This window comes from Corallococcus sp. AB038B, from assembly GCF_003668955.1.
Taxonomy (GTDB): Bacteria; Myxococcota; Myxococcia; order Myxococcales; family Myxococcaceae; genus Corallococcus; species Corallococcus exiguus.
Genome location: NZ_RAWO01000010.1, coordinates 69,581 through 96,341, shown reverse-complemented (window position 1 = coordinate 96,341; position 26,761 = coordinate 69,581). Strand labels below are relative to the sequence as shown.

The window sequence follows — 26,761 nt, the reverse complement described above, 5'->3', positions numbered from 1 at the left end:
CCCCATGCCCATCCCTGAAATCACCCCCGCCGAGCTGGCCCGGCGCCTGGCCGGCCCTCCCGAGTCGCGCCCCGTGCTGGTGGACGTGCGCTTCCCGCACGAGCACGAGTGGGTGGCCCTGCCCGGCTCGGTGCTGATGCCGCTGCCGGAGCTGGCGGACTTCCACGAACAGCTGGAGTCCTTCCGCGGCCGCCCCGTGGTCGTCTACTGCCACCACGGGGTGCGCAGCCTGGACGGCGCCGCGTACCTCATCGACCGGGGCCTGGAGGCCGTGTCGCTCCAGGGCGGCATCGACCTGTACTCGCGCACCGTGGACCCCGCCCTGCCGCGCTACTAGCTACATCGACGTTTCCAGGTTGAGCGTCTGGTCGGTCACTTCGCTGGGGCTGACCTTTGCCTCGAACGTCACCGGCTCCTTCAGCTTGGAGCCGCGCAGTTCCAGAATGTGCTTGCCCTCCATCAGCTTGAGCGTCGTGCTCGCGTTCCCGATGAGCTGGTTGTTCCGGTAGACAGACAGGCCCGTCACATTCTTGGGCAGGATCTTCAACCGGAGGGTGCCTTCCTTGAAGCTGCGCTCGAAGGTCTTCAGCTCGCCGGGCTGGCCGAACGCGAGCTCCTCCGAGTCCTCCAGGTAGATGCCCTGGGCGTCGTTCTCCAGGATGAGCGTGTCCTGCAGGTGGGCGCCCTGCACGCGCGTGAGCGGCGCGGTGCCCAGCATCGTCACCGGCTCCGGGCTGTTGCAGCGCTCCGTGTGCCGCACGGACACCTTCACCGGCTGGTTGGTGTTCACCGTGAGCCACACGCCCTGCGCGTCCGCGGCCTTGGACGTGAGCGCCAGCATGATGGGTTCGCGGAAGAGCACGCCCAGCGCGAGCAGGCCCACGACGAGGCCCACCGTCACCAGCGAGCGCACACTGCCGCCCCGGGGCTTCACCGGCTCCGGCAGCGCGGGGGCGATGGAGCGCGACGGACGGCGCTCGCCGGAGTCCTCGTCATCCACCGGCGGGGCCACCGGGCGGGCGCGCGGAGCATCCACGCGGCTGGAGGTGCGGCGGCGCGGAGGCTCCACGGCGGACTGGTTGGTGCTGGTGCTGGTCCGGCGGCGCGGAGGCGGCGGCGCGGGCGCGGGCTCCGTCTCATCATCCGGAGGCGGCAGGCGCGTGCGCTCGTCATCCTCCAGGTCCATGCGGTGCACGCCCGAGCGCGAACGCATGGGCGGCTCCGACACCGGCATGGCGCGCGACGCCGTGCGCCGGGGCGGCGGGACGTCGTCCACGGACTGGCTGCGCAGGTCCGAGCGAGAGTTGGTGCGGGCAATCTGCGTCGCGTTCGGGTTGCTGGTGGACGTGCCGCGCCGGACCGCCGGCTCCGACACGCTGGAGCGGCGCCGGGGCGGAGGCTGCTCCACGCCGGTGAGCGACGGCGCGTCGTATTCGTTCGGATCATCCGACAGCGCGGGGGACATGCCCGTGGCGCGGCGGGGCGCGGAGCCCGTGCGGGTGGCGTTGCTTCGCGAGCGCTCGCGCGACTCCCCCGGCGGGGCGTCCCAGTTCATGTCCGGGGGCGGCCGGGGCGGCGCGGTGTTGGAGTCCTCGCCCACGGGCATGACCTGGCCCTGCTTGAGCTCGGCATCCAGACGATCCGCGAAGAGCGTCTTCATCAGCTCCGAAATCTGCCCGGAGGTGACGAGCCAGCGCTCGTTGACGAGCAGCTCCTCCAGCGCGGTCTGGAACTCGCGCGCGTTGTCGTAGCGGTCATCCGCGCTCTTGGCCAGGGCGCGCATCACCACATGGTCCATGTCCCGGGGCACGTCGGCCACCTCGGACGGGGACGGGATGGAGCACTCCATGGCCGCCTGCAGCGTGGCCAGCTCCGAGTCCTTCTTGAGCGGCCGGTGCCCGGTGAGCATCTCGTACAGCACCAGGCCGATGGCGAAGATGTCCGCGCGCCGGTCCAGGTGCTTGCCCGCGGCCTGCTCGGGCGCCATGTACGCGAACTTGCCCTTGATGGCGCCGGACTTCGTCATCGAAGCCTGGTCCGCGGCCTTCGCGATGCCGAAGTCCACCAGCTTCACCGAACCATCGAAGCTGATCAGGATGTTCTGCGGGCTGATGTCGCGGTGCACCACGTTGAGCGGCTGGCCGCGGTCATCGTTGCGGCTGTGCGCGTAGTAGAGGCCTTCGCACGCGGACGCGACGATGCGGATGGCCAGCGGACGGGCGATCCACTGGTTCATCCCGCTGGCCTTGCGCATGACCCGGCCCAGGTCCTCGCCGTGGATGAACTCCATGGCGATGTAATAGGTGCCGTTGGCCTCCCCGAATTCGTAGACCTGCGCGATGTTCGGATGATTGAAGCGCGCGGCGATCAGCGCCTCGTTCTTGAACATCTCCACGAACTCGCGGTCCTCCGCGAGGTGCGGGAGGATGCGCTTGACGACAAGCTCTTTCTGGAAGCCCTCGATGCCGGTCTGACGCGCAAGCCAGACTTCGGCCATGCCGCCCGTGGCGAGCTTCTTGATGAGCTGGTATTTCCCGAATGCTTGAGGATTCATCCCGGGGACTCCCCGGGGGGAGCAAGCTTGGTGGAAGGTGACAGGGCAGCGCATCTTAGGGGACAGCGGTCCATGAGGCAAAGCCGCACGACCTCCTTCCTGGGGTGGGTCGTCATGACCTGCCTGCTGGCCCTGCATGCCGCCGCGGGCCCCGCGTCGGATCAGATCAAGGTAGAGCGGCGCGGCGAGCTGCTCTCCCTCTCCTGGCGTGACGCGGAGGACCAGCTGAACGGCGTCCTCACCCCCGCCGTCCCCCGCCCCGGTGAGTCGCTGCGGCTGACGCTGTCGGTGGGAAACCTCCAGGGACCTCCCTTCCAGGGCGCCGTCACGGTCGCGTTCTCCCGTGAAGGCGTGCCGGGCCAGGTGACGCGCACGCTGACGCGCGACGCCGTGGGCTGGAGCACCGAGTTCGTCCCCGACGAGGCCGGCACGTGGGACGTGGACGTGCGCTTCCTCACCACCCGCCCCAAGTCGGCCCACGCGCGCTTCACCGTGAGCGAGCCTCCGGTTCCACCCATGGTCTGGCGCGTCCTGATGGCCATCGCGGGAGGGCTCCTGCTGGCGCGGGTGCTGTACGCCGTCACGCGGCGAGGGGTGACGCCGGAGCACCCCATCCCTCCCCTGCCCCAGGCACCTCCGGAAGCCGCACCCGTGGAGTCCGGTGCCGAGGCTCCGGAGCCTGGCGCTGCGGCGCCGGTGGAGCCCGCCGCCCCTCCGGCGGATCCGCCCGCTGATCGGTAACACCGCCCTTCTTACAGTCCGTCGTTACAGCCATGCGGGGCCCCGGGAGGGAAAAAGTCTTCCCAGGTTGGGTCTCGTCACGGCCACGTCACGGGGCATCCACCCCGCGCGCCGCTTCCGGATGTCCGGCAGTGCACGTCCCTGCCCTGGGCACCGGGGTTGCACAGGGGAGCAGGCGGCGGGTTGGAAGGCGTCGGGCATTACCGGGGCGGGGAGACATCGGGCATGGGCGGGACGGGGCTGGAGGAGAAGGGGTGGCGGCGGGGACTGCTCGTCGCGGTCCTCCTGGGCCTGCCGGCGGTCGCGAGCGCGGCGCCGGAGCCGGACGAGGACGCGGCGGCGGAGGGAGTAGACCGGCCGCTCGAGGTGTCCGGAGACGACGACGCGAAGAAGCCGGCGGACGGCACAGGTGACGCGCTGGAAGGCGCGGTGGCGCAGGCGATGCCCACGGGCTCGCAGGGGCCCGTCATGGGTGCGCCAGAGCAGGTCTCCGAGCCGGGCGCGCCGGTGCCGGACGCGGCGGTGCCGGGCAAGAAGAAGAAGAAGGACACGGGCCCCAAGGCGGACACGCTGGGCGAGGCGCCGGACGAAGCGGACAAGGTGGACGACAAGGGCGGGCCGCAGCAACGGATCCGCGTGTTCGGCCGCGTGTTCGCGCGGGCCGCCGCGGACGAGCGCCAGAAGTACGAGCGCGACCTGGGCATCGAGTCCGCGCGCGTGGGCGTGGCCGCGTCGCTGTCCAACCTGGAAGCGGAGGTGAGCGCGGATCTCGCCTCCAAGACGATTCTCAAGGACGCGTTCGTGCGGCTGGCGGACGACGGCAAGCGCATGAGGCTGTACGCGGGCCGCTTCAAGTCGCCCTTCCTGCAGCGCTCGCAGGAGTCGGCGTGGCGGCTGCCCATCCAGGAGCGCGGCCTGGTGGAGGACTACCTCACGGAGACGAACTCCCTGGGCGGGCGGCGTCTGGGCGTGATGGGCGAGATGCGGCTCAAGGAGGCGTGGGGCCTGAAGTTCTCCGCGGGCCTCTTCGAGGGTGGCGAGGACGCGACCGGGAAGCGGCTGAGCGAGGACGGATCCGCTCGGCTGAGCATCCGCCCTTTCAAGTTCCTCACGCTGGGCACGAGCACGTACCTGACGCAGGTGATTGACGGGACGAAGCAGTACGCGACGGCGGCGGACGCGGAGCTGAACCTCTGGGGCCTGTCGTTGACGGGTGAAGCGTCGATGGGCCGGCTGGCGTTGGGGCCGTTCCAGTCGCAGTCGGTGCTGGCCTACTGGACGGTGCCGGTGGGCCACAACGGGTGGGCGGTGCAGCCGGTGGTGGGGGCGGAGGCGCTGCAATTGCAGGGTGGCATCCAGGCGGAAGGGCATTCGGTGACGGGGGGGCTCAACGTGTTGTTGGCGGATTCGTTCAAGGCGCAGGTCCAGGCGGAGCGTGCGCTCCGGCCGGGGGACGTGGCGCCCGCGCTCGAGCTGTCGGTGCAGCTCGCCACCCGCTTCCGTTGAGGAGACACCTGGAGATGATCTCATTCGCTGAAGGGGAAGTGACGAAGCTGCGGCGTGAGTTCAAACGCGTGCTGGAGGCCCCGGACGCCAAGGCGGTCTGCGCGAGGCTGTCGCAGGAGCTGGGGGGCTACCTGCCGCCGCCCACGCGCATTGTGTCGGTGTACTTCGACAAGCCGGGCCATCCGCTGGCGATGCGCGCGCTGCGCACGCCGGACGACTGCCTCAAGGTGAGGACGAAGGAGTATTCGCCGGACGTAGGCGCGGCGGGCCGTGAGCGCGTGGTGCTGGAGGTGAAGCTCGAACGTGGCGGGCTCACGCGGAAGCGGCGCGTGTGGGTGCCGCGCGCGGAGCTGGGCCGGACCATCAAGGGCGGCGTGAGCCTGTTGCCGCTCATCGCGGGGGGCAGCCTGTCGCCGGTGCTGGCGGTGACGTACCGGCGGCACGTGTACCAGGTGTCGCAGGAGTGGCGCGTGACGGTGGACCGGGACATCGGGTTCCACGCCGTATCGCCGGAGCTGGCCCTGTCGCCCGTGGCGCTGACGGTGGAGCGGCTGGGGATGCCCGTGTGGGAGGACTCGCGGGTGGTGGTGGAGGTGAAGCACCTTGGGGCGGCGCTGCCCGAGTGGCTGTCGGCCCTCAATCCGGGGGGAGCGACGGCGTACAGCAAGTTCGCGGAGGGCATGGCGCGGGTGCATGCCTTCACATCAGGTGGCGTTGGGGTCGTAGGGGGTTAGGGCACCGTGTTCATCGATTTCGAAGGCATTGACGGCAGCGGCAAGACGACGCTGTCCAACCTGCTCGCGGCCCGGCTGAAGCGGCTGGGCTACAAGGTCGCGCACGCGCGCGAGGGCGGCGAATTGCAGTCGCCCACCGCCCGGCGCATCCGAGACCTGACGCGCGACGCGCGGCTTTTGGAGATGGGCCCGCGAGCCGAGTTCTTCCTGAACCTGGCCCGTGACGCGCAGCAGTTGGAAGAGGTCATCGCGCCCGCGCTGAAGCGGGGCGACGTGTGCATCACCGACCGCTACCTCTACTCGCAGCTCGCGCTGACGGGCGGCGGGCGGGGCCTGAAGGAGGAGCAGCTGTTGCCCGCGTGCGAGCTGGCCTCGCAGGGGCTGTGGCCGGACCTGGTCATCCTGGTGGACGTGGACCCGGACCTGGCGCGGCTGCGCAAGCGGCTGGGCAAGGTGCAGAGCGGCAAGGTGAACGACGCGGACAGCCGCAAGGGCCTGGTGGGCGCGGGGCTGGCGGTGCGCGTGCGCGAGGCGTTCCTGGCGCAGGCCCGGAAGGACCCTGCGCGGTGGATCATCCTGGAGAACAATGATCAGCCGCTGCGAGTGCTGGAGCAGCGCCTGGTGGACGCGGTGGTCGCGCGGCTGGAGGGACGTGAGCAGCCGGTGCAGCGGCTGGTCCCCGCCCCTGCCCCGCCGGCGCCGGGCGCGGTGTCCGTGGACGACGTGGAGGAGCGCTTCTTCCAGGCGGTGGACGGCCTGGAGGCGCGCGAGCCGCAGCTGGCGGCGTGGCTGCTCAACGGCATCCCGGGCCTGCCCGCGCACCAGCGCCGGGTGGCGTACGCGGAGCGACTCCCAGGTCTGGTGGCGCGCAGCCTGAGCGGGCTGGATGACGACACGGCGTGGACGCTGCGCGACGTGCTGTCGGCGAGCGTGCCGGTGGACGTGGCGGAGGGTCTGGGGTTCGTGACTTCCCCGCGCTCGCACGCGCTGCGGCAGCGGCTTTACGCGCGGGCGCCGGCGGCGGTGCTGGAGGGGCTCAAGCGCCAGGACTCGCCGGAAGCGTGGGCGCTGCGCGAGCGGGGCCTGAAGGACGGCCACCTGGCGGCGGTGCTGCTGGGCCTGGTGGGCGTGGACGGCGAGGAGTCCTGGGTGGTCCGCGAGGCGGGCATGCAGCGCAAGCTGTACTCGGAGGTGGCGCGCAGCCTGGGCGGCCTGGCCACGGAGCGCGCGGAGGCGCTGCGCGATGCGCTGATTCCGCACGACCGGCTGGCGGTGCTGAAGAGCACCACGGGGCTGGAGACGCCGGTGGCGGTGGGCCTGCGCGAACACCTGGAGAAGGGAGCGCTGAAGCTGGTGCTGCGTTCGCTGACGGGCGTGGACACGCCGCGGGCCTGGGCGATGCGTGAGCGGGGCGCGCAGTCCACCAAGGAGGCGCTGGACTCCGTGGACGGGATGGACTCGCCAGCCGCGTGGAAGCTGCGGGCCTCCGCGGCGCGCCGGTGGCCCGCGACGGTGGTGTCGTCGATGAAGGGCCTGCCGCTGGTGGCGGAGACGCGGGCGCTGTTGGATCGCATCCTGGAGGAGCAGGCCGGGAAGCTGCCGGTGCTGCGCAACGCGTACGCGGTGGTGGCGCACGCCCGCGCACTGGAGCAGGCGCAGCGGCCGGCGCGAGCGCTGGCGGAGACGCTGGGAGTGGACGCCGGGCGGCAGGAGGCATGACGCCCATGGAGGGTCCGTTCGGTGCCCTGTTCCAGGACGTGGAGCAGGAGCTGCAGGCGCTGTCGATGGGGGCCATCCTCCCGCGGCTGGTGGCGGCGGCGGTGATTGGCGCGCTGTTGTCGTCGCGGCCGTGGCGGATGCTGACGGGCAAGCCGCTGCCAAAGGTAGAGATGGTGCAGGCGCAGATTCTGCTCTGCGCGGCGGCGGCGGTGATTACGGCGGTGATTGGCAACAGCGTGGCGAAGGCCTTCGGTCTGGTGGGCCTGGGCGGGTTCGTGCGGTTCCGCTCGGGGCTGAAGGACCCGCGTGACGCGGCCATCCTGTTCCTGGTGATTGGCCTGGGCATGGCATGCGGCCACGGGAACCTGGTGCTGGCGTGCGTGGGCACGGGGTTCGTGGCGGTGCTGCTCTTCGTGCTGGACCTGTTCGAGAAGAAGGCCGTGGCGACGAAGGAGGCGAAGCAGCGGATGGTGGTGTCCGCGCAGGCGGACGACCTGGTGCGAGCGGAGGCCACGCTGAGGGCGGCGCTGGGCGAGCGCAACGTGCTGGTGAAGAGCTGCGCGATGGACTTCTCCGCGCGGCGCGTGGAGCTGGAAGTGGAGGAGCCGGAGCCTGGAAGCCTGGCGGCGGCGTTGGGACGGACGGAAGGGGCGCCCTTGAGGGGCCTGCGGTGGACGGCGGTGAGCGCGAAGGGCGCGCGGGAGGAGACGGTATGAAGTTCAGGAAACTGGCGGTGCTGTTCGCGGCGTGCGGAGCCATCGCCGCCTGCGGTGGCGGTGGGGGCAGCCTGCCGACGGGGAATGATCCGGGCGCGCCCACGACGAACCCGGACGGCACGGTGGACCTGCCGGGCAACGCGGTGGACCCGGGCACGGGCGGCGGCACGAAGCCGGATCAGCAGGCGGAGATGACGACGCTCTGGCCGCTGACCACGGGCTCCACGTGGACCTACCGCATCACGGATGACGTGGAGGGGGTCTTCAACAAGGTCGTGACGGTGCAGGGTCCGGAGACGGTGCCGGACACGACGATGACGGCCGTGAAGGTGCACAGCCGGCAGGACCGCACGAAGTCCGGCACGGTCTACGAAGAGAACTCCTGGCAGCTGGAGCTGACCAACGGCTTGGTGGTGCGCCTGCGCGAAGAGGACGTCACGGACGGTCTGGCCTCCAAGGCGACGACCTGGTCCCCGGCGATGATGAAGTCCCTGGCGGCGACGCCGGCCTCCGTGCCCTGGGAACACCAGGACAAGGTGCGTGAGCTGATCACCTACGCGGCGGGCGGGACGGAGGGGAAGGATCCGACGTACGTCTGGAAGGTGCTGGAGAAGGACGTCACGGTGACGACGCCCGCGGGCACGTTCACCAATGCCATCAAGGTCCAGCGCGACAAGCTGAACAAGAGCGGCGAAGTGAAGGAAGAGAAGCAGCGCCTGTACTGGTTGGTCCCCGGCGTGGGCAAGGTCCGCGAGGAGGGTGAACGCCTGGAGGAACTGGTGTCCTACGACGTGAAGAAGCCGTAGGCCGCTGATTCATCTGGATGGGATTGAGGCCCGGGTTGGCGCAAGGGATGCGCTGGCCCGGGCGTTTCGATTTATTGCCTCACCTGCCTCCGACATTTCCGCATCGCAAAGCAACACAGACATTCCTTCATACCTCCACATAGGGCGAATTGCCTCATGAAGCATGGACACGCCTGAATAAAAAGCGACCGATTGCTCAATGCAGAAGGATGATGACGGCGGAGCGCAATACGAGCCGAAGCGGCGCACGAAGGCGCAGCAACCAACCCGCAACCCCATCAATCACATTTTCCTCCACATCCATAGTGAAGAAGGGCCGCATCAAACCAACTCACCTCCCCCTCCACACTCTCCGGCTCTCCAAGAGCTCTGGCAAACGCAACACCCCTCAACTCACCACACATTCGCCTGGCACTCACCATCGCCAATCCCGAAATCAGCCGCCCCCGGGTGCCATCGGCTACTATTCCCCTCAACACACGAAGCGCATCACATCGCAGCCCCTCATTGCCGCCGCCAACTCTCCCAATTGCCGGAACGGCAGTCTCCAAAGCATCTTCATCGTCCTCCTTCCCAATCAACTCAACCAAGAAGGGACCTGGAGGGCGACCGCGCGCTCCCTCCAGGTCCGGTCGGAGGTCCTGAGCGCGCTCGCCACGGCCTGGAGATCCACCTCGCGGCGGGGACGTCATCGTGGCGACGCATGCGGGCACGCTCACCAATGCCATCACGGTCCAGCGCGACAAGGTGAACAAGAGAGGCGAGGTGAAGGAAGAGAAGCAACGCCCGTGCTGGCTGGGCCCCGACGCGGGCAAGGTCCGCGAGGAGGGTGAACGCCTGGAGGAATTGGTGTCCTACGACGTGCAGAAGCCACAGGCCGCTGATTCATATTATTGAGATTGATCTCCGAGTTGGCGCAAGGGATGCGCTGACCTGGGCCTTCTTTATTTGACAAAACGCACCAAGCAAATTCCAGACTAAACGATCTCACCAGCCTCATCTATTCTTGCCGGCATGATTCTTCCACCAACCAACGTTGTGATCGGGCTGCCATCAAGCCACTCCTCATGAACACAGTCTCGACAACTAAGAAAAATGCGCCGCCCACTCTCAGACAGAGCCACCAACGTTCGTAGGGGGCCGCCACAGTTTGGACAATCCTTGGATGACCACACCGTAACCATTTCGCGCAATGTGTCTCCAAGAGTCTCAGCCATGCCCTCAAGAGTCTTCGGCACGAACCTGGACAACCTCGACAACTCCATACTTGGCGCTATCCCCGGCTGACTAGACAAATAAAGCCGCACATCAAGACGAGCCAGCACAGACAAACCCGACCGCCCCATGGCTTCTGCGCCGAAATCACAACTATGAAGCAGAGCCCAATCAGCCACCCTCCTGTAATACTCTCCACACTCCACGCCAACTGAAGGACCAACAACCTCTCGCAGAAACTCCCTCCAAAGATCCGAAACCCTCCTCATCCCCAAATCCCTTCTCTCACGCCCTATCTGGGCGCCGGCACCGGATACGTTGCAATCAAATTTCCAGCACTATCCGTATATATTTGCATCCACGACATTTCTCCACCCCCGAACTTCAGCGCAGTATTTCCTATCGTCTCGCCAGCATCAACAATACGCCTAAACTGCCCTCCGTCGATAGCAACGACCGGCGCCGCCACAACATCAGAGCGTTGAAGAATCTGCCTTACCCGCCCAGGAGAAGCACTAAACACAGACCTGCTCTGCGCCAACGGCACATCAAAATGCCCCTTCAATACGTGATCCCAACCAGCCTGGACCATCTCACCCGTAGTCGGCTTAAGCGGACTATATCTAGTTCTCCCGCCCGCCAAGTTTATACGCGAGTGGGTATTACGAGGGACACTAATACTACCCGGTCAGATGAATCGAGCGCGGCGGCCCCGTGTTGAAGGGGCATGACGCCCGCACAGTTGCGCAAGCTCGACCGGGAACTGGCCGAGTTTCTGGACTCGATGACGGAGGGAATGGGCCGAACCGAGAGACGTCGCGCCCTTGACGGCTACCTCACCGGCCTGCTGCTCGACGGAGAGCGCAAGAGCATCGAGCCCATGGCGGCCCGGCTCGTCGAGGAACCGGGCCAGACGGAGGCGATGCGCCAGCGGCTTCAACAATGCGTTTCGGGTGCGACCTGGGACGACGCCGAGATGCGACGGCGTTTGGCGCGGAAGCTCGAGCGGAAGCTGCCGAGCCTGGAGGCCTTCGTCGTTGATGACACGGGCTTCCCGAAGAAGGGCGTGCATTCGGTCGGCGTGGCGCGCCAGTACTCCGGGACGCTGGGCCGCACTGACAACTGCCAGGTGGCGGTGAGCCTCCATCTAGCGGGCGAGAGGGGCAGCGGCTGCATTGCCATGCGGCTGTATCTGCCCGAGGAGTGGACGGCGGATAGAGGCCGGATGCGTGCGGCCGGTGTCCCGCCGGAGGTGGGCTTCAAGCGCAAGTGGGAACTGGCGCTGGAGGAACTCGACGCGGCCCTCAGCTCTGGAGTGCGCCAGCATGTCGTCTTGGCTGATGCCGGGTACGGTGACGCGCGGGAGTTCCGCGACGGCGTACGCGAACGCGGCCTGCATTACCTGATGGGCGTGCAGGGCACGCACAAGGTATGGCCACCCGGGGCGAGCCCTCGGAAGCCCGAGAAAGTGGCTGGGAAGAATGGGCGCCCTCGCACACGCTACATGGCTGAGGGCCTGCTGCCCTGGGCCATTGCGGAGTTGGCTCTTCAGGTTCCCCGGGAGAAGTTCCACACCGTCCGCTGGCGCGAGGGCAGTCGGGGCGAGCAGTCCTCCCGGTTCGCAGCCGTGCGCGTCCATACGGCTGAGCGTCACGTCCAGCGAGTCCCTCCAAGCGAGGAGGTATGGCTGCTGCTGGAATGGCCTCGCGGGGAGGCACACCCGACGAAGCACTATCTGTCCTCTCTTCCGGAGGACACCCCGGTGAAGCAGTTGGTGCGCCTGGCCAAGCTGCGCTGGCGGGTGGAGCGCGACTACCAGGAGATGAAGGGCGAAGTCGGCCTGGACCACTTCGAAGGCCGCAGCTGGCGAGGCTTCCATCACCACGCCACGCTCTGCATGGTGGCCCATGGCTTCCTCGCTCTGCACCGAGCGCTTTTCCCCCCGGAGCAGGACGCAATGGACGCTGCCGCAGGTGCGGCGGCAGCTCCAACTCCTGCTGCTGCGTCGCATCGGCTACTGTCCCCTATGCCTGCGTCAGATCAACGCGCGCGCGCCTCCTCGTGGGCCGTCACGCATGTGACCGAGTAGTACTAAGCGCATCCTTGAAACGCAGCGCCTGTACTGGCTGGTCCCCGGCGTGGGCAAGGTCCGCGAGGAAGGGGAACGCCTGGAGGAACTGGTGTCCTACGACGTGAAGAAGCCGTAGGCCGCTGATTCATCTGGATGGGATTGAGGCCCGGGTTGGCGCGAAGGGTGCGCTGGCCCAGGCTCTTTAAAGCTGGTGCCGAACGAGGCACCAGATTCCCTGAGAAACATCAACAAGAGCCCTTGCTCATCCGCCCCCCCCCAGAAGCACGCCCCTCCTGAAGAAAAATAACACACCATAAAGTCTCACAAATGAGGCCAAAGCAGCCACTTTTCGACATTCTCAACCAGCACAGAAAGCCTGCGCGTCTCACAAACCAGCACAGGACTCGCCCAATCTTCACCACGAAGCAAGACTGCACGAAACTCCCCCTCTGGACTGGAGTCCGGATACCACCCCACATCCAGGAGCAACCCATGCCGCGGATGACGCAACTGCAAAAGATCCTCGGTAAAACAAAGCCAAAACTGATGGTCATCAACAGCCCCATCAGGCTCCAACTGGCTAAGCTCATTATGCTCAACCATCCACCCCCCAGGAATCCGGAGAGGCTGCCTTGGCGGCGTGGGCATCGGGCTCTTAAACACCATTCTATCCGAAAAAGGCATCCCCATCACTCCTTCGCATCTCGAATCACCATGCGGACATCCGACACTGAACGCGGATGCCCATGAATGATATCGCCAGCTGTAATCTCCGCTCGAATCCATCGAGTCGGCTTTCCGTCAGCATACCCCACATAATCATCAAACCGGTGGTAAACATGAACAGTCCCACCGGGGTCACTAGGATCCCCCTTAATCACCTGACCAAGCCTCAACGCCTCTCGCTCCAATTTCTCATTGTCAATCTTTGGAATATACTGACCGGGCGCCCCCTTGCCTGCACTGGCCTTTATTGCATCCTCCACGGTCTTAGCCTTCAAATGCTTGTTCCCGTGATTCGTCCACTGAGACCGGGCAACCCGCATATTCCAATCATACAGTTTTTTCCGCAAATCCTTTCGACCAAACCAGCCGCCGTGTGCCAGCCTGTCTTTCTGACTGCCAGGCACAACTCCTGACCGACTGGCGCCCTCCAGGGCTTTTGCGTCTTTCCCTAGAACCCCAACCCCAACCCCAACAGCAACCTCAAACAATTTCCCCTTGCCATATTCCTCAATCGAGTCCATGGCAAGGTGAGTCTCAAGCTCTACGGCCTCGCCAAACGCCTTCGCAAACTTATCACCAGTACCACTTGCCTTCTTTGAAGATACAGCATCAATCGCCGTCCACTTAGCCGTCTCACCAAGATCATTCTTAAATGACTCAACGCCGCTAGAGATCTTGTCTCCAACAGCCAGCACATCGCGAGTAACGGGAAGCGAAAACAAGTAGTCGTGCGCAGCACCAGACGCACTCCCGGCCTCTTCAGACAACCGATGCAACCACCAATCCGTCCCGCCATCCCTACACTGAAGATATGCGCACAGCGTATTGATCAATTTCTCCCGATCGCCACGAAGAGCACCCAGCAGCTTATCGCCATCTTTCCATGAGTAATGAACCGCCGTCCTCTTCAACGCAACAACAAGGGCGTCGTCATCCATGGCCTCCAATTCCGGCCGGTAGTATTTCCCAACATACGGCTTGGCTTCCTCAGTAATCTCCCCAGACATGCCGGTAGGGTCGACGTACGCAAGGGGATTCCCATTAGCATAGCCCCATGAATGCAAACCCACGGGACGATCCAAATAGTACCGTGCTTCGATCGGGTCTTCCGATAGGAAGCGTCCTGTTCCCGTGTCGAGCCAGCGCTGCTGAGCATATGTAAGGCCTGATTCCACGTCCCAAGCGTGCCCCGTGTACCCGAGGCTGGCCTGTGTGGATGCAGGAGCCGTGGCGCCGCGATAATTACCCCAGGCGTCATACCGGTGCTGGGTACCCGAGCCGCCCGCCGTGTAGCGCCCCACCGCACTGCCCAAACCATCATGAGCAATCCGTTCGGCGCCCACCGCCACCGTCATGCCTCCGCCCTGCGTGTAGCGCAGCGCGGGCTGTTCAGACAAGCGTTCCTCCACTAGCGCGCCACCAGCCCATAGGTATGTCGACGTCTGGGCACCCGTCGTCCTAGCCACGCGCAGGCCGTCCCAGCCGTAGTGGTATTGCGTCGTGACGCTGCCGCCTTCTCCTGGTTCTTCGGGAGTGACCGTCACCTTTGTCAGACGTCCCGCCGCATCCCAGCCGTAATCCTTGCGACCATTTCCGCGCTGTTCGGACGTCACACGGCCCACAGGGTCCGTCACGTACGTCGCCAAGCGCTTCTGCGCCGGATCCGATTCCAGCTCGTTGAGGATGTATTCCAGGCCGCCACGGGAATCGTGCGTGTAGCTCCAGTGACGCTGGGCCACTGCATCATCGAAGCCAGCCGGAGTCAGGGACCCGGTGTAACCCGAGGCCGTTTCCTTCTCCTCCAGCCGTGTCCCGTCCTGAGCCAGCTTGTACAGCACCGACCGGCCGTCTTCGTATTTCACGCCGGTCAGCCGGTCCGCTCCGTCGTAGCCGTACTCCGTCTGCTTCGGCGGTCCACCTGATCCATCCCAGAAGTCTTCGTGTGTCCGGTTGCCTCGGGCGTCGTAGGTGTATTTGAAGAGGCTCTTCAGCCCCGTCGCGGCTCCCACCTCATTACACACTGCGTCCGTGGTCGCATTCCGAACCACGCTAAGCCGCCCCCGGTCGTCGTAGCAGCGCCGCTCCGCGAGCCCGCCGCCAATGACAGACAGCAGCCGGCCTCCTCCAACATCCCACTCGAATGTCGTCGCCCCTGCAGGGCCCGTCGCCGTCCCCAGCCGCCCACGCGAGTCATACCCATACGTCACCGTCCCCGCAGGGGATGTCACGGTCCAACGTTGACCCGAAGCAGTGTAGGTAAAGCCTACGGTAGCCTCGCCGCGCGTCTGCTCTTTCAACAGGCGCCGCGCGTCATATTCATAGTTATTGGCCAGCGTCTGCGTTCCCCGCGTCTCCTCCACGAGCCACGGCTGGTCCGCCGCCGTGTACGCCAGCGCCACCACCGTCAACTGCGTGTTCGCGACGCTCGACGGGCCCGGCTGGTAGGACACCCGGGCCGGACGGCCTCGGCCGTCCATCAGCGTCACCACCGTGTCCTGATTCGCGTCCACCTGCGTGGAGGCACCGTTGATCCACGTCGTCAGCCACGTCGACGTCCCCCGCGTCCTCAGGAGCTGACGCCCCAGGGCGTCATAGTCGAAGGTCTGGACCGCTGTGCGGCTCCCCGCAGGCGGCGTCACCGAGGTCAGCCGCAGGAGCCCGTCGTACGCATACACAAACGAGCCCAGGCCCGGCGGCTGCGCTCCGAGCAACTCCCCGCGCGCGCCTCGCGAATAGGTCCAGGTCTGGGGAGTCTCAGGAGGCGGTGCGCCAACTCCGTACGTCACCGTGAGGGGCTGGCCGTTCGCGTCGTATGTGTAATCCGTCGTATCCCAGCTGGTGGACCGACCGTACCTGGTACGCCATTTCAGACCTCGGGAGTCGTAGAAGTTATGCGTCTGCCTCCCGTCCGGGTGTTCCTGCAGTGTCACCCGGCCTGCACGGTCGTAGGAGTAGATCGTCGGAACCGTATCGAAGGCCTCGGTCTTCAACAGGCCATTCACATACGTGTAGCTCGTCGCCAGCAGCCCTGCCTTCTGCTGCTTCGTCAGCGCACCCGCCGCGTCATAATCCCAGACATCCGTGTACCCGCCCTGCTTCTGCGACACCACGTTGCCCAACGAGTCCACTTCCGTCTCGGACGTCCACGTGTCGGTCTTGCCGCCAGCGGTGTCCACGCTCGTCGTCGTCGCCTTGCGCTTCACCCAGGCCGCCGTCGTCTCGTACTGGTACGACTGGGACGGCGCGCTGCCCCCGGACCACGACTCCTCCTGCTCCAGCACACGGCCCCGGTCGTCCCGCGAGTCGTAGGTCGTGGTCGCGGTCCAGTCCGTGCCGTCCTTCACTTGCCGCGACTTCTCCCACGGTCCCTCCCACGCGACCGTCAGCTCGCGGTTCACACGGAATCCTGTCACCGTCTCCTTCACCAAGCGGCCCCGCGCGTTGTGCCGCTGTGTCGTGACGATGTCCTTCTCCGCGCCAAGGACAGCCGTCTCCACTGTCTCGTGCGGGATAGGCAGGTAGCTATAGCTCCAGTGCATCGCCGGCGTCGCCCCGTAGGCCGCCACCGTGCGGGTCAGGGGCCGTCCAAGGCCGTCGTACGTCTGCGTGCTCTGGTAACCCGGGTGCGGCCCGCGCTCCACTTCCACCCGGCCCTCGTTGTCACGCTCGTAGGTCTTGGTGAAGTGCCCCGGGTCCTCCACCTTCAGCAGGTTGCCCGCGGCGTCATAGGTACTGCGCGTCACCTCGTTCTCTGGCGACGTGTGCAAATACACGTCGCCGCGCTCCGTGTAGCGATACACATCCACCGCCAGCTGCCCGTCCACCTGGCGACGGAGCTCCAGCAGCCGGCCCGCGGTGTCCATCAGTTGCGTCTGGGTCTCCGTGCGCGGCCCATTCTCCGTGTCGATGGTGCGCGTCACCGTCACCAGGTGCTGCGCGTCGTCGTACGTCCGCGTCTCCACGAGCGTCCGCGTCCGGAAAGCGGAGGTTTGCATCGTGCGAGTCATGCGGGTCAGCCGGCCCAGCACGTCCGAGTACTCCATCTCCTCCACGAGCCCCAGCTCCGCGTCCTCGACGCGCTTCGGCCGGCCGGCCTCGTCATACAGGCGCACCTCGTGCACCGCGCCATTCGCCCGCTCGCTGTCCGTCTTCCGCGGCCGGCCCATCGCGTCCAGCTGCGTCAGCACCAACGCGTGCTTCCCGGCGCTGCCCAGCACCCGGCGCACGGGATTGCCCTGCGGGTCCAGCATCACGGATTCCGTGTCGCCATCCCCGTAGTCCCACGACACGGCGCGGCCCGCCTCGTCGTACTGAATCGTCGTCTGACGCTTCAGCGCATCCCAGATGGCCAGGGGACGCCCTTCCGCGTTCAACTGGTATTCCACCTCCGTGATGCCATTGACCTTGATGCGCTCCAGCCGGCCCGCCAGGTCGTACTCGTTGAGCCGCACCCGGCCCGTCGCGTCCGTGGTGCTCTTCAGACGGCCATTGTCATACGCGTAGGTCGTCGTCGCGATCCGCGCCGGGTCGCCCACACGCACGGACTCGCTCATCAACAGGCCATCCTCGTACGTCGACACCCGCTGTTGAGCGGACGTCGTGCCACCGTTCTGGGGATCCGCCTGCGCCAGCGTCTCCGTCACGGCCAGGACCAGCTTGCCTTCCGGCGACTCCGTCTCCGTGTACGTGTACGTCCAGTTCTCCTTGGGCGTACCGGAGCGCTCCAGGGTGAGCACCCGGCCCAGTCCGTCATACGTCCACGCTTCGTAGACGCCTGTCTCCGCCTCCTCGGAGCGCAACACCCGGCCGTAGGGGTCGAACCGCAACGTCCGTGTCAGGGTGCCCAGCCCCGTGGCCCCCACCAGCGACGCCACGGTCTGCTTCGCCTGTCCCAGGCCATTGAAATCCTGGTTGCTCACCGTCCGGCCCTGCGCATCCGTGAAGCTCTTGAGCAGGCCGTCCGGATCGTACTCCTGCGCCTGGAACACAGGCTTCGTGCCCTCGCTGTTCGCCAACGTCACGCCCAGCAGGTCGCCCACTGCGTTGCGGGGACTGGAGATGGTCGCGGAGCCCTCTCCCACCTTCACCGTCGACGTCGTCGGCAGCCCGAACCGGGGATCCAGGTCGTAGTGCACGAGCTTCCGGTCTTCGCCCAGGCCGGCCACGGGCAGACTACCCTCCGGTCCCTTCGTCAACACCGTGTCCGTCAATTGCAGACTCGTGTTGGACGTCATGTTCATCACCCGCCCGGTGGGTGACTCCGCCCGGTCCACCACCACGGGCTGGCCCTTCGTATCGCTCGGCCACTGCTGCTTCGTCAGCGCCAGCGGGGTCTGGCTGCTGGACAGGTTGTTGGACGTGTTGAGTTGCAGTTGCACCTGCACCTCATCCGGCCGCGTGATGGTGCGTTTGCCCTTGTCGCCGTAGGACATCGACAGCGTCCCGGCCATCCCGGTTTCCTGTACCGCCGACACCACTTCCTGCTTCGAGACGTGCGGGTGCGGCACACCGGGCGACTGTCGGAAGTACCGGGCCGCGTACTGCACCGGGCCCACCGCCTCCTCGGCGGCTCCGTGAATCCTGCGCGCCACCGACAACTCATTCAGCGCCGCGAAGCGGGCCGTGGCGCCCAACGTCTGGGGCACGGGCTCGTATTCATAGGCGTAGATGAGGAACGGCACTCCCGGCGTGCGCACCACGCGCGTGAGGTTGCCCACGCCATCGCGCGTGAACGTCGACGTGTAGGTGCCTCCCTCGCCCCCGGTCAGCGTCACCGACTTCAGCCACTGGAAGCCCTGGCTGCGCACCGCCAGCCGCAACAGGGGCGACACGCCCGGCGCCTGCAGGTCCACGGCTTCGTAGCCGAAGGCCAGTTCTACCTGTACCGTTTCACCCTTCCGCGTGACAGACGTCACCAGGTCCGACGACGGCAGGTAAGCAACCTTCGTCCAGCCCTTGTCGTCATCCCGGGCGTGCGAATCACCGAAGCGCGTGAGCAGCCAGCGGCGCTTGCCTTCGTCCGCGGCCCCCATCGCCCGCCGGTTGAACTCGAACTTCTCGCCCCGGGGCGTCGTGAGGGTAACCACGTCGCCTCCGGACATGTTCACCGGCGCCGTCACGGAGAGCTTGAAGCCGTGCGTGTTGTCCGTCGTGCAGTCGCTCGCGTTGCCCCGCTGATTGCTGTCCTCCTCGGGCGGCGTCGTGCAGCCCGGGAAGCTGTAGGCCTGGCCGTTCACCACCGCCACGTAGCGGCCGAAGCGCTCTTCGCGGACGAAGCCCTCGAAGTTGTGATGCCAGCCAATGCCCAGCGGCGCGTATTCGTTGTCCTGGTTGTTGTACGTCCGCGAGAACCCGAACGCCCCGCCCAGGAAGGGCACGGAGAAGTCCTCGTGCGAGAAGGACAGGTGCCCATCCGACGAGCTGATGCCTGACACCGACGATTGCCCCACCGCCCGCGCATTCGCCGCGTTGTAGGTGCCTTCCGGCTTGCCCAGCGCCGTCACCGAGCGCTGGCCCGCCGCGAGCAACGCCGCGGACTCCGTCACCGCGTACACCGTCTTGGCCACCAGCGTATTGCCCGGCATGCTCGACAGGTCCGAGGGCAATGCGAGCTGGAAGCGCCGTGCCCCTGTCGCGGAGGGCTGCGGCAACAACTGCAACTGCTCGCGCACGCGGCCCCGCTTCGTGTCCGTCACCACGAGCTTCCCGTCCGGCCCGACGGAGAGCAGCGCCTCCTTGAGGAGGTTCCCGTTCGACGACTCACACTCCTTCGACAGGCACAGCTTCACCACTCCGGCGCCAAGCTGGTCCGGCTCCACGAAGAAGGTGCTCATCGCCGGGCGGCCCACCTGACGGCCGATGGCCGCCGTGCCATCCGTGGCGTCCTTCATCACGGCGGCTTCCGCCAGGTGCTCCGTCGACGCCGCCAGCACGTCCTTGCGCGACGCGAGCCCGAACAGGTTGAACCGGTAGAGGACGTTCTCCGCGTTCCCGCTGAGGTACAGCTCCAGGTAGAGGATGTCGCTCGCGCTGAGAACTTCGGCGATGTATTCGCCGCCGCAGTTCGCCACGAGCGTGTGCGCCTGCGCGTTCACCTTCAGCGGGCAGTCGATGCCGAACGCATCACTGCCCAGGCGCACCCGGTAGTCCCCGCTGAGCGTGCCCGCACGCCCCGGGTCCGCGGGCGCCAGCAGCTGTGCCAGGAAGTCGTACGCCAGGTCCCGCTCCTCCGCCGCCGGTTCGGTCCCCGTCGGCGGGTCCATCAGGTCGCGCGTGGTGCCGTCACCCGTGGCCTCCAGCTTCGTCGGCTTCAGGTCGAGGATGCGGAACTCGTGCTCACGCGCCACGTCGTACTGGTCGGAGAGCACACCCTTCGCGTCGTAGCGCTTGAAGACGTTCTTCAGCACGATGGCCTGCGCGGGCAGGCCCGGCGGGTTCACTCCTCGCGGATTGGGCTCCTCGAAGTGCGGCGGCTTCGCCACGTCCTCGGCACGGCTCACCCAGCCGTCGCCATCCTGGTCGCGCTCGAGCAACCGGCTGCCCACGACATGCAGGTAGTAGTTCGCGGTCAGCAGGCTGTTGACGGTCTCCGTCTTGCCATCCGCGTTGAGCCGCCGCATCGCCGCGTCCACGTGCACCGTGTGCTGGCCCGGCGCCACCGCGAACGTCGTCACCGCGGGCTGCTCCACCGCGCTGCCGGTCACCCGGATGATCTGCCCGGCCAGCGGCGGCACGCCCGTGGGTACGTCCGTCAGCTCCTGGTCATCCTGGAGGCACGAGGCGACCTGGAGGGCCGGGGCCCCCGGCGGCAGCTCCGAGCAGAACATCTCCAACGGGACACCCGCGTCCGCGGCGTCGTCCGTCAACAGCCCCGGAGCGCACGAGCCGCCATCCGCGTGGAGGCCCCGCACGCAATCTCCCTGGGCAACGCCGCCATCGGTCGCGCCGGTCCCCGGCTCCGCGGCCAGTTGCCGCTGCCGGCGCACCCGCCAACGGGTCACCACCTGCACGTAGTCGTCGCGCGTCGTGCCGGCGCCGCCCGTGCGGATGAGGTGCTTCTTCGCCGCCTGCGCCACGCCGTCATCCTGGGCCTGCCGCTGCACCCGGACGTCAATCTCCGGCGGGTACAGGTCCACGTCGCCCGGGATGCCCAGCTCCTGCTGCGTGCAATGGGAGATGGCGAAGGTCTTGTCGCCCTCCTGGATCTGCAGCGGACCGTTCGCGTCCGCCGCGCACTTCCCGTTCACCCGGGCATTGCGGTTGATCTCCGGCACCGTCACCGTCGCCATGCCGGAGTAGCCCGTGGCGTGATTGATGGCGAAGACCACCAGCCGATCCCCAGACGACAACCGGAGGAAGGCGCTGTTGCTGTCGGTGCACTCGTTCTTCAGGAACAGGCGCTCCTCGACCGTCTTCGCCCCTTCCCTCAGCAGCTGCTCGCACCGGGTCCGCGTGGCCCGGGAGACGTTGTTCGTCGGCCCCAACCGAAGCCGGGAGTACTGCCCCTGGGAGGCGCGCGGAGGATTCGCGGCATCCGGGCACTCCCGGACCGACGGCCGCGTCACCGCGTAGCGCGCCAGCGGGTGCTCCAGGTCTCCTTCGCGGAAGAAATGGACCTCGGTCGTGGCGACGTCCGCTTCGGAGAGTTGACGCACCTCTCCCGTCAGCGGGTCGCGCTGCGTCTGCAATACGTCCGGGCAGACCGCTGGCAGCGACTGTCCATCCTTGTGCTTGAAGGTGATGGCGCCGTGCAGCAGCCGCACGTCCACCAGCACGTCCGCGCGGGTCGTCGCGCCCGGATACAGCCAGAACATGGGCGAGCACGAGGAGAACGAGCTGTCCACGCTGTCGAAGCGCGTGTTGCCCTCCGCGTCCAGCCGCGCCACGAACCGGGGCCCCAGGGGGATGTCCGCGCAGGCGATGCTCTGCGTGTTGGGCGCGGGCACCTGCACGAGCGTGCTGTACCTGCCGGACTCGCCCGTCATCGCGGCGGTGTCGACAGAGCTGGTGATGTCCACGCGAACGCCCTTGAAGCGCGCCGCGCCATGCAGCGGATCCTCCTCGCCCTCGGAGCTCACCTCCGAGCGCTGCAAGAGCAGGGTCGCGCGCTTCGGCACGCCGCCATCCACCGGCAGCGGAGTCAGCGTGGCCTTCAATTCGATGGCCCGGGTGTCGAACCGGGTCGCTCCGGCCAGGACGAGCGTCGTCGTGCCGGGCGCCAGCGTCACCGACGTGGTCAGCGTCGCCTCGTTGGCGTGCTCGACCGTCCAGTTCTCGCCCGCGCCCGGTGCCAGCGACGTGCCGTCCGGGGAAACGCCCGTCAGGAACGCGGTGACCGTTTCGCCGCCCGGGGCCGCAAGGGCGCTGTTCGCTTCATAGCGGGCGACGAAGCCAATGCCCTGCGTGTACGGCAGGTCCACCTCCACCGTCGTGCCCAGCGTGTTTTCCGCGGGCGCCTGAAGGTCCAGGCGCGTCTCGTCCTCGGCCGGCGCGCGCACCACACCCAGGGCGTGAGCCGTGCCTCCCGGGAAGGAATCCATCGCGCTCAGGCCCAGCGGCACGATGCTCAGCAGTCCCTGGGCATGCGCCGTGGACAGGATGTAGCTGGCCACCTCCCGCCAGAGCGAGGGCCGCTCCCGCGACGGAAGCCGCAGGCCCAGGCCGCCATCCGTCGCGCCGCCGGTCGTGCTCCCACCCGGCGTGCCACTCCCCGTCGAGCTCCCCGCCTGGGCCAGCGCGGCCTCCACCTGGGACTGCTGCGCGGGGGTGATCTCCATGTAGCCGAAGTATTCGAACGACGCCGAAGCCACCGGCCCGTCCGACTCGATGGCCGTCTCGCTCACCGCATGGGCGAACCCCACGCGCTTGAGCGCCAGGCGCCGCTCGTCGAACGCGACGAGCACCACCATGCGCCCATCCGCGACCTTCGTCCGGTTGGGCAGGGTCAGCGTCACCGGCTTGAGGAACTGCACGCGCTCGGGCCCCAGCTGCCACAGGGCCGCGACTCCCGCGCGGTCCTCCATGGGCACGGGCCGGCCGTGCGGCGGCAACTCCGTCACCGTGAGGATGCCCTCCGTCGAGCCTCCCGCGAAGGAGAGGCCGGCAGCGGAGACGACCATGCGCAGCGCGTCCTGCGCGCCGTTGAAGGTCAGCGTTCCTCCGGTCACGCCGCTCACCGGCTGCGCGGATGCGCCATCCACCGGGAAGAGCATCAGCGGCCGGTCCTGCGTCTCCTGCTCGGCCGTCACAAAGAGCTGCCGGCGAACCGTGGGCAGGGACCGGCCATCCGACGTGGCCCCGCCCTCGTAGCGCATCACCACCTGCTGACCACCGCTCACGCCAATCAGCGCCCAGTTGCCATCCGGCCCCGTGCGCGTGGACTTCCCCGACTGGCCCTCCACCTCCACCTTCACGCCGGAGAGGGGGAACTGCCGCTCGTCCAGCACCACGCCACGCACCACCGTCAGCGGACGGCGGACGGTGAACTCACTGGCGAACGCCGAGGATTGATCCGGTCCCTGCGAGGCCTCCGCGCCCTGGACGCGGACCTGGACGCGCTCCCCCGCCGGCAGGGCTTCCCGCGCGACGAAGGTCACCGTCTGGCCACCGGGCGCCACCGAGTACCCGCCCTCCAGCTTCGAGCCCCGGGCGCGCACCTCGAAGTGGCTGGCGACCGTGGCCGCGTCCACGGGCTTGTTGAAGGACACGCTCACGAGCGCATCCGTCTCCACCCCCGGGGTTCCCGAAGCAGGCGAGACGCCCGTCACCGCCAGCGGTTCGTTCTCCACGTCGCGGTAACGGACGCCGACGCTCGCGGCGCCCGTAAGGCCGTTGGCGTCCGTCGCGCGCACCTCGATGGTGTTCGCCCCCAGGGCCAGCGTCACCTTCTGCGTGTAGAGCCCCTCGGACTCCTTCGTGGCGGTGAGCGAGCCAATGGACACCGTCACGGGCGCCGTCCCGCCGCTCACCTGCACGCGCACGTCGATCTCATCCGACGCCGCCTCCGTGCCATCCGCCGGAGAGAGCACCGTCACCTGCGGCGGCACGCTGGCGATGTTCAGCACTTGCGTACGCACCCTGCGGTTGCCCGCGAGGTCCTCCGCCACGATTTCAACCGTGTTCGACCCCGCGTGCAGGGACACAGGCCACGCGAAGCTTCCGGCGATGATCGTCACCGGCGCGCCGTCCACCGTCACCCGGGCCAGGTTCGTGTCACCGGCCGTTCCCTTCAGCAGGAAGGGACTCTGGGTCACCGTGGCCGGGTTGGTTGAAGGCGCCTGGATGGAGAGCGACGGCATGGTCCGGTCAACGGACACCTGACGCACCGCGGAGGCCACGCGGCCCCGCGAGTCCGTCACCGCGACGGTCACCGTCTGGGGCCCTTCCAGCAGCCCCAGCGAGGCATTGAAGTACCGCCCCGTCACAGCCGCGGCGAAGCCGTTCACCGTGACCTGGAGGGGAAGCTCGCCGCCCTCCACCTGGCCCGACACCGCGAAGCGCGCGCCGCCCAGCACCGCGCCATCGTCCGGCGACGTCACCACCAGCGTGGGAGCCGGCTGGGGCTCTGGAGCGCCTGCGTCCAGTTCAAAGGGGATGCCCGCGTCGCCCGGCGCCGTCCCGCCGTCCTGCGGCCCCTGCGCGCCGCCATCCTGGGAGGGCTGCGTTCCCGCGTCCTGTCCGGGGGGAACACCGGCGTCGCTCCCCGTGGACCGCCGGTGCAGCAGGAGCGTGCGCTCCACGCTGGCGCCATCCGGCGCCGTGGCCCGGACGACGACGGTCTGATCGCCCACCGGCACCGACAGCACATGAGCGAACGTTCCATCCTCGTGGACCACCACCGTCTCGCCGTTCACCGTCACCACCGGCGTGTCGGAGGGGTTCGGAGCAGAGGCTTCGCCGCGGACCGTGACGCTGCTCGCGGTGAAGACGTAGCCATCCGGAGGATCCGTCACGACGAGCGTGGGCAGCGCCGAGGAGCGCGTCACCGTGCGCGAGATGGACTTGAAGTTCCCCGCGGCGTCCGTCGCGGTGACAGTCACCGTGTTGATGCCGTTCGCGAGGGAGACCTGCGTGGAGAACGCCCCCTGCGCATCCGGCGTCACCGCCTGGCTGTTCACCGTCAACGTCACAGGGGTGGCGTCCTGCACCGTTCCGGAGACCGTGATCGCTTCCGCACTGACGATGGCGTGGTCCGCCGGGCTGGTCACGTCGAGGGTGGGATCCACGGTGTCCCGCACGAGATGCACCGTGAGCGTGGTGCTGCTGCCCCTCTCGTCGTAGGCCACCACCTGCAGGACGTTGCTGTTCTCCGACAGCGGCACGGTGAGGCGGTGGTTGCCGTCCTCGCCGCGCACGAAGGACGTCTCCCCCAACTTCACGGCCGTCACCGGACCGTTGTCCGTGGCATGGACGACCAGTTCGACCTGGCTCTGATTCGTCACGGCGTCCGCCAGCGGCGACACCAGGGTCAGCACCGGAGGCGGGTCGATGGCGAAGCGGATCAGCTGGACGGTGTAATGGTAGAGGGAGTCACGGGCGAGGATGGACAGCGTGTAGTCGCCAGGCGCCGAAACCACGCCATTGGTGAAGGGCTCATTGTTCAAGGTGACCTGGAACAGGTCCACGTGAGGGCTCGTGACCGCCACGGAGAGGCTCACCGGTCCGGGATACACCTGCCCGTCCGCCACGCCGGTGACGACGACGTTGGGCGGCTCGGTCAGGACGGCGAAGTGGAGCCTCTGAATGGCGACGCGACCCTGGGCGTCCTCCGCCCTGATGCGCAGTTCGTAATCCCCGTGGAGGGAAACCTCGGTTCCACTCTGGAAACCCGCGCCGTTCAAGGTCGCGCTGACGACCACGGGAGCGTCGCCTCCGGTCACGCTGAACGTTGGCGTCACCGGGTCCCCGGTCACGAGCCCTTCGGTGACACCGGTGATCGCGATCACGGGAGTCGCGCTGTCCAGCACCACGGGGATGCACTGACGGGCGGTGTTCCCGCAGCTGTCCGCGATCACCGTGGTGATGGCGTTGATGCCCTCCTCGAGGGGGACCGCGGTATGGAAACCATCATGGCCGACGAGCGCCGCCGCCTGGCCATTGATGAGGACCCCCTTCGTGTCCACGCCGAACTTGCCGGAGAAGTACACCGGCGACGTCGTGAAGTACGAACCGGGCTCCGGCTCACTCAGCGTCAACGAGGGAGGAATGGCGTCCGCGTCGAACAGCGCGACTCGCGCGGTCCCACCGCTGCTGCCCTGCGCCGTCACCTTCAGGGAGTTTCCCAGCTCCATCAGGGGGACGAGCGCGGCGAACGTCCGCCGTTCAGCGGCGGGAACGTTCGCGAGCATGTCCACGCCGTTGAGCAGGACCTCCGCCGTGGTGTCCTCGCCCGTGAGGTCCACCATCAGGATCGCCAGCGTGTCCACGCCCTTGCGACTGAACGAGGGTTCCTCCGCCGGAGGGCTGCCCACCTCCGCCACCACGTTCACCATCCCGCAAGGCAGGTTGGTCAGGGCCGCGACCGACGCGCGGACCTCACCACCGCCGGTGGCGGACACCTCCAGGAGGTTGGGCGAAGACAGCACCACGCGGCGCACCGCGACGGGGGTGCCCGGAGCGAGCGTGAGCACGCCAGCGCCATTGAGCGAGACCTGCGCCGTCTGCACCGCGTTCTGGCCCCTGCCGTCGCCGTTCTGGACGACGACCAGCGCCTGCTCCGCCTCGGAGCCGGGAATCTGCGCGCTGCCCTGCGCGCCACCCGCGACCACCAGGGTGCCGCCCCGCCACGAGGTGTTCGTCGTGACCGGCTCCACCGGCGCGCAGGCCTGGACGAGGCCCGGGGACAGGGGGGCCCGGGCGTGGGCGACGGCGCCCGAGGGCGTCGCCGGGGCCGCTGGCGTCTCCTGCTTCTTGCCGCAACCCACCACCACCGTCAGCGCCAGGGCTCCCCAGAGCCAGACGCCTCGCATCCCCCC

11 protein-coding genes are annotated in these 26,761 nt (G+C 67.6%); 9 read left to right on the top strand and 2 right to left on the bottom strand.

All coding sequences use genetic code 11. The features are described from left to right. The first annotated feature begins 4 nt into the window (after positions 1-4). Positions 5-337, top strand: coding sequence for a rhodanese-like domain-containing protein (locus tag D7Y04_RS30540; RefSeq protein WP_121761578.1), 333 nt, complete (start codon positions 5-7; stop codon positions 335-337). Here D7Y04_RS30540 and D7Y04_RS30535 read toward each other — a convergent pair whose 3' ends face one another. Beyond that, a complete protein-coding gene (locus D7Y04_RS30535) occupies positions 338-2,554 on the bottom strand; it encodes a serine/threonine-protein kinase (RefSeq protein ID WP_121761577.1) in 2,217 nt (738 codons plus the stop codon). 72 nt (positions 2,555-2,626) lie between these two features. Between D7Y04_RS30535 and D7Y04_RS30530 the strand changes: the two genes are divergently transcribed. The 8 genes from D7Y04_RS30530 (at position 2,627) to D7Y04_RS30495 (ending at position 12,080) form a co-directional block, all read left to right on the top strand. After that, positions 2,627-3,295, top strand: a complete 669-nt coding sequence (locus D7Y04_RS30530) for a hypothetical protein (RefSeq protein WP_121761576.1) — start codon at positions 2,627-2,629, stop codon at positions 3,293-3,295. Positions 3,296-3,520: 225 nt separating this feature from the next. Next, positions 3,521-4,801: a hypothetical protein gene (locus D7Y04_RS30525; RefSeq protein ID WP_121761575.1), complete on the top strand. Its 1,281-nt coding sequence runs from the start codon at positions 3,521-3,523 to the stop codon at positions 4,799-4,801. Positions 4,802-4,815: 14 nt separating this feature from the next. Continuing rightward, positions 4,816-5,535 carry a VTC domain-containing protein gene (locus D7Y04_RS30520; protein WP_121761574.1) on the top strand — a complete coding sequence of 240 codons (720 nt, stop codon included), beginning with the start codon at positions 4,816-4,818 and terminating at the stop codon, positions 5,533-5,535. A gap of 6 nt (positions 5,536-5,541) precedes the next feature. After that, positions 5,542-7,254: a dTMP kinase gene (gene tmk / locus D7Y04_RS30515; protein ID WP_121761573.1), complete on the top strand. Its 1,713-nt coding sequence runs from the start codon at positions 5,542-5,544 to the stop codon at positions 7,252-7,254. Positions 7,255-7,259: 5 nt separating this feature from the next. Next, positions 7,260-7,970, top strand: coding sequence for a DUF4956 domain-containing protein (locus tag D7Y04_RS30510; RefSeq protein WP_121761678.1), 711 nt, complete (start codon positions 7,260-7,262; stop codon positions 7,968-7,970). Beyond that, positions 7,967-8,776, top strand: a complete 810-nt coding sequence (locus D7Y04_RS30505; RefSeq protein WP_121761572.1) for a hypothetical protein — start codon at positions 7,967-7,969, stop codon at positions 8,774-8,776. The genes D7Y04_RS30510 and D7Y04_RS30505 overlap by 4 nt, the downstream gene beginning before the upstream one ends. Positions 8,777-9,469: 693 nt before the next feature. Further along, positions 9,470-9,673 (top strand): hypothetical protein, encoded by a 204-nt coding sequence (locus D7Y04_RS30500; protein WP_199749752.1) that lies wholly within the window; start codon positions 9,470-9,472, stop codon positions 9,671-9,673. A gap of 1,045 nt (positions 9,674-10,718) precedes the next feature. Continuing rightward, positions 10,719-12,080 (top strand): IS701 family transposase, encoded by a 1,362-nt coding sequence (locus D7Y04_RS30495; protein ID WP_121761571.1) that lies wholly within the window; start codon positions 10,719-10,721, stop codon positions 12,078-12,080. Between the two features lie 671 nt (positions 12,081-12,751). Here D7Y04_RS30495 and D7Y04_RS30490 read toward each other — a convergent pair. Continuing rightward, on the bottom strand, positions 12,752-26,755 hold the full coding sequence (locus D7Y04_RS30490; RefSeq protein WP_121761570.1) for an RHS repeat-associated core domain-containing protein: 14,004 nt from the start codon (positions 26,753-26,755) through the stop codon (positions 12,752-12,754). Positions 26,756-26,761: the final 6 nt, after the last annotated feature.

What these genes read in the sequence shown, in the direction of transcription:
- D7Y04_RS30540 (WP_121761578.1), top strand. Translation starts at nt 5, where the DNA reads ATGCCCATCCCTGAAATCACCCCCGCCGAGCTGGCCCGGCGCCTGGCC.
- D7Y04_RS30535 (WP_121761577.1), bottom strand. Translation starts at nt 2,554, where the DNA reads ATGAATCCTCAAGCATTCGGGAAATACCAGCTCATCAAGAAGCTCGCC.
- D7Y04_RS30530 (WP_121761576.1), top strand. Translation starts at nt 2,627, where the DNA reads ATGAGGCAAAGCCGCACGACCTCCTTCCTGGGGTGGGTCGTCATGACC.
- D7Y04_RS30525 (WP_121761575.1), top strand. Translation starts at nt 3,521, where the DNA reads ATGGGCGGGACGGGGCTGGAGGAGAAGGGGTGGCGGCGGGGACTGCTC.
- D7Y04_RS30520 (WP_121761574.1), top strand. Translation starts at nt 4,816, where the DNA reads ATGATCTCATTCGCTGAAGGGGAAGTGACGAAGCTGCGGCGTGAGTTC.
- D7Y04_RS30510 (WP_121761678.1), top strand. Translation starts at nt 7,260, where the DNA reads ATGGAGGGTCCGTTCGGTGCCCTGTTCCAGGACGTGGAGCAGGAGCTG.
- D7Y04_RS30505 (WP_121761572.1), top strand. Translation starts at nt 7,967, where the DNA reads ATGAAGTTCAGGAAACTGGCGGTGCTGTTCGCGGCGTGCGGAGCCATC.
- D7Y04_RS30495 (WP_121761571.1), top strand. Translation starts at nt 10,719, where the DNA reads ATGACGCCCGCACAGTTGCGCAAGCTCGACCGGGAACTGGCCGAGTTT.
- D7Y04_RS30490 (WP_121761570.1), bottom strand. Translation starts at nt 26,755, where the DNA reads ATGCGAGGCGTCTGGCTCTGGGGAGCCCTGGCGCTGACGGTGGTGGTG.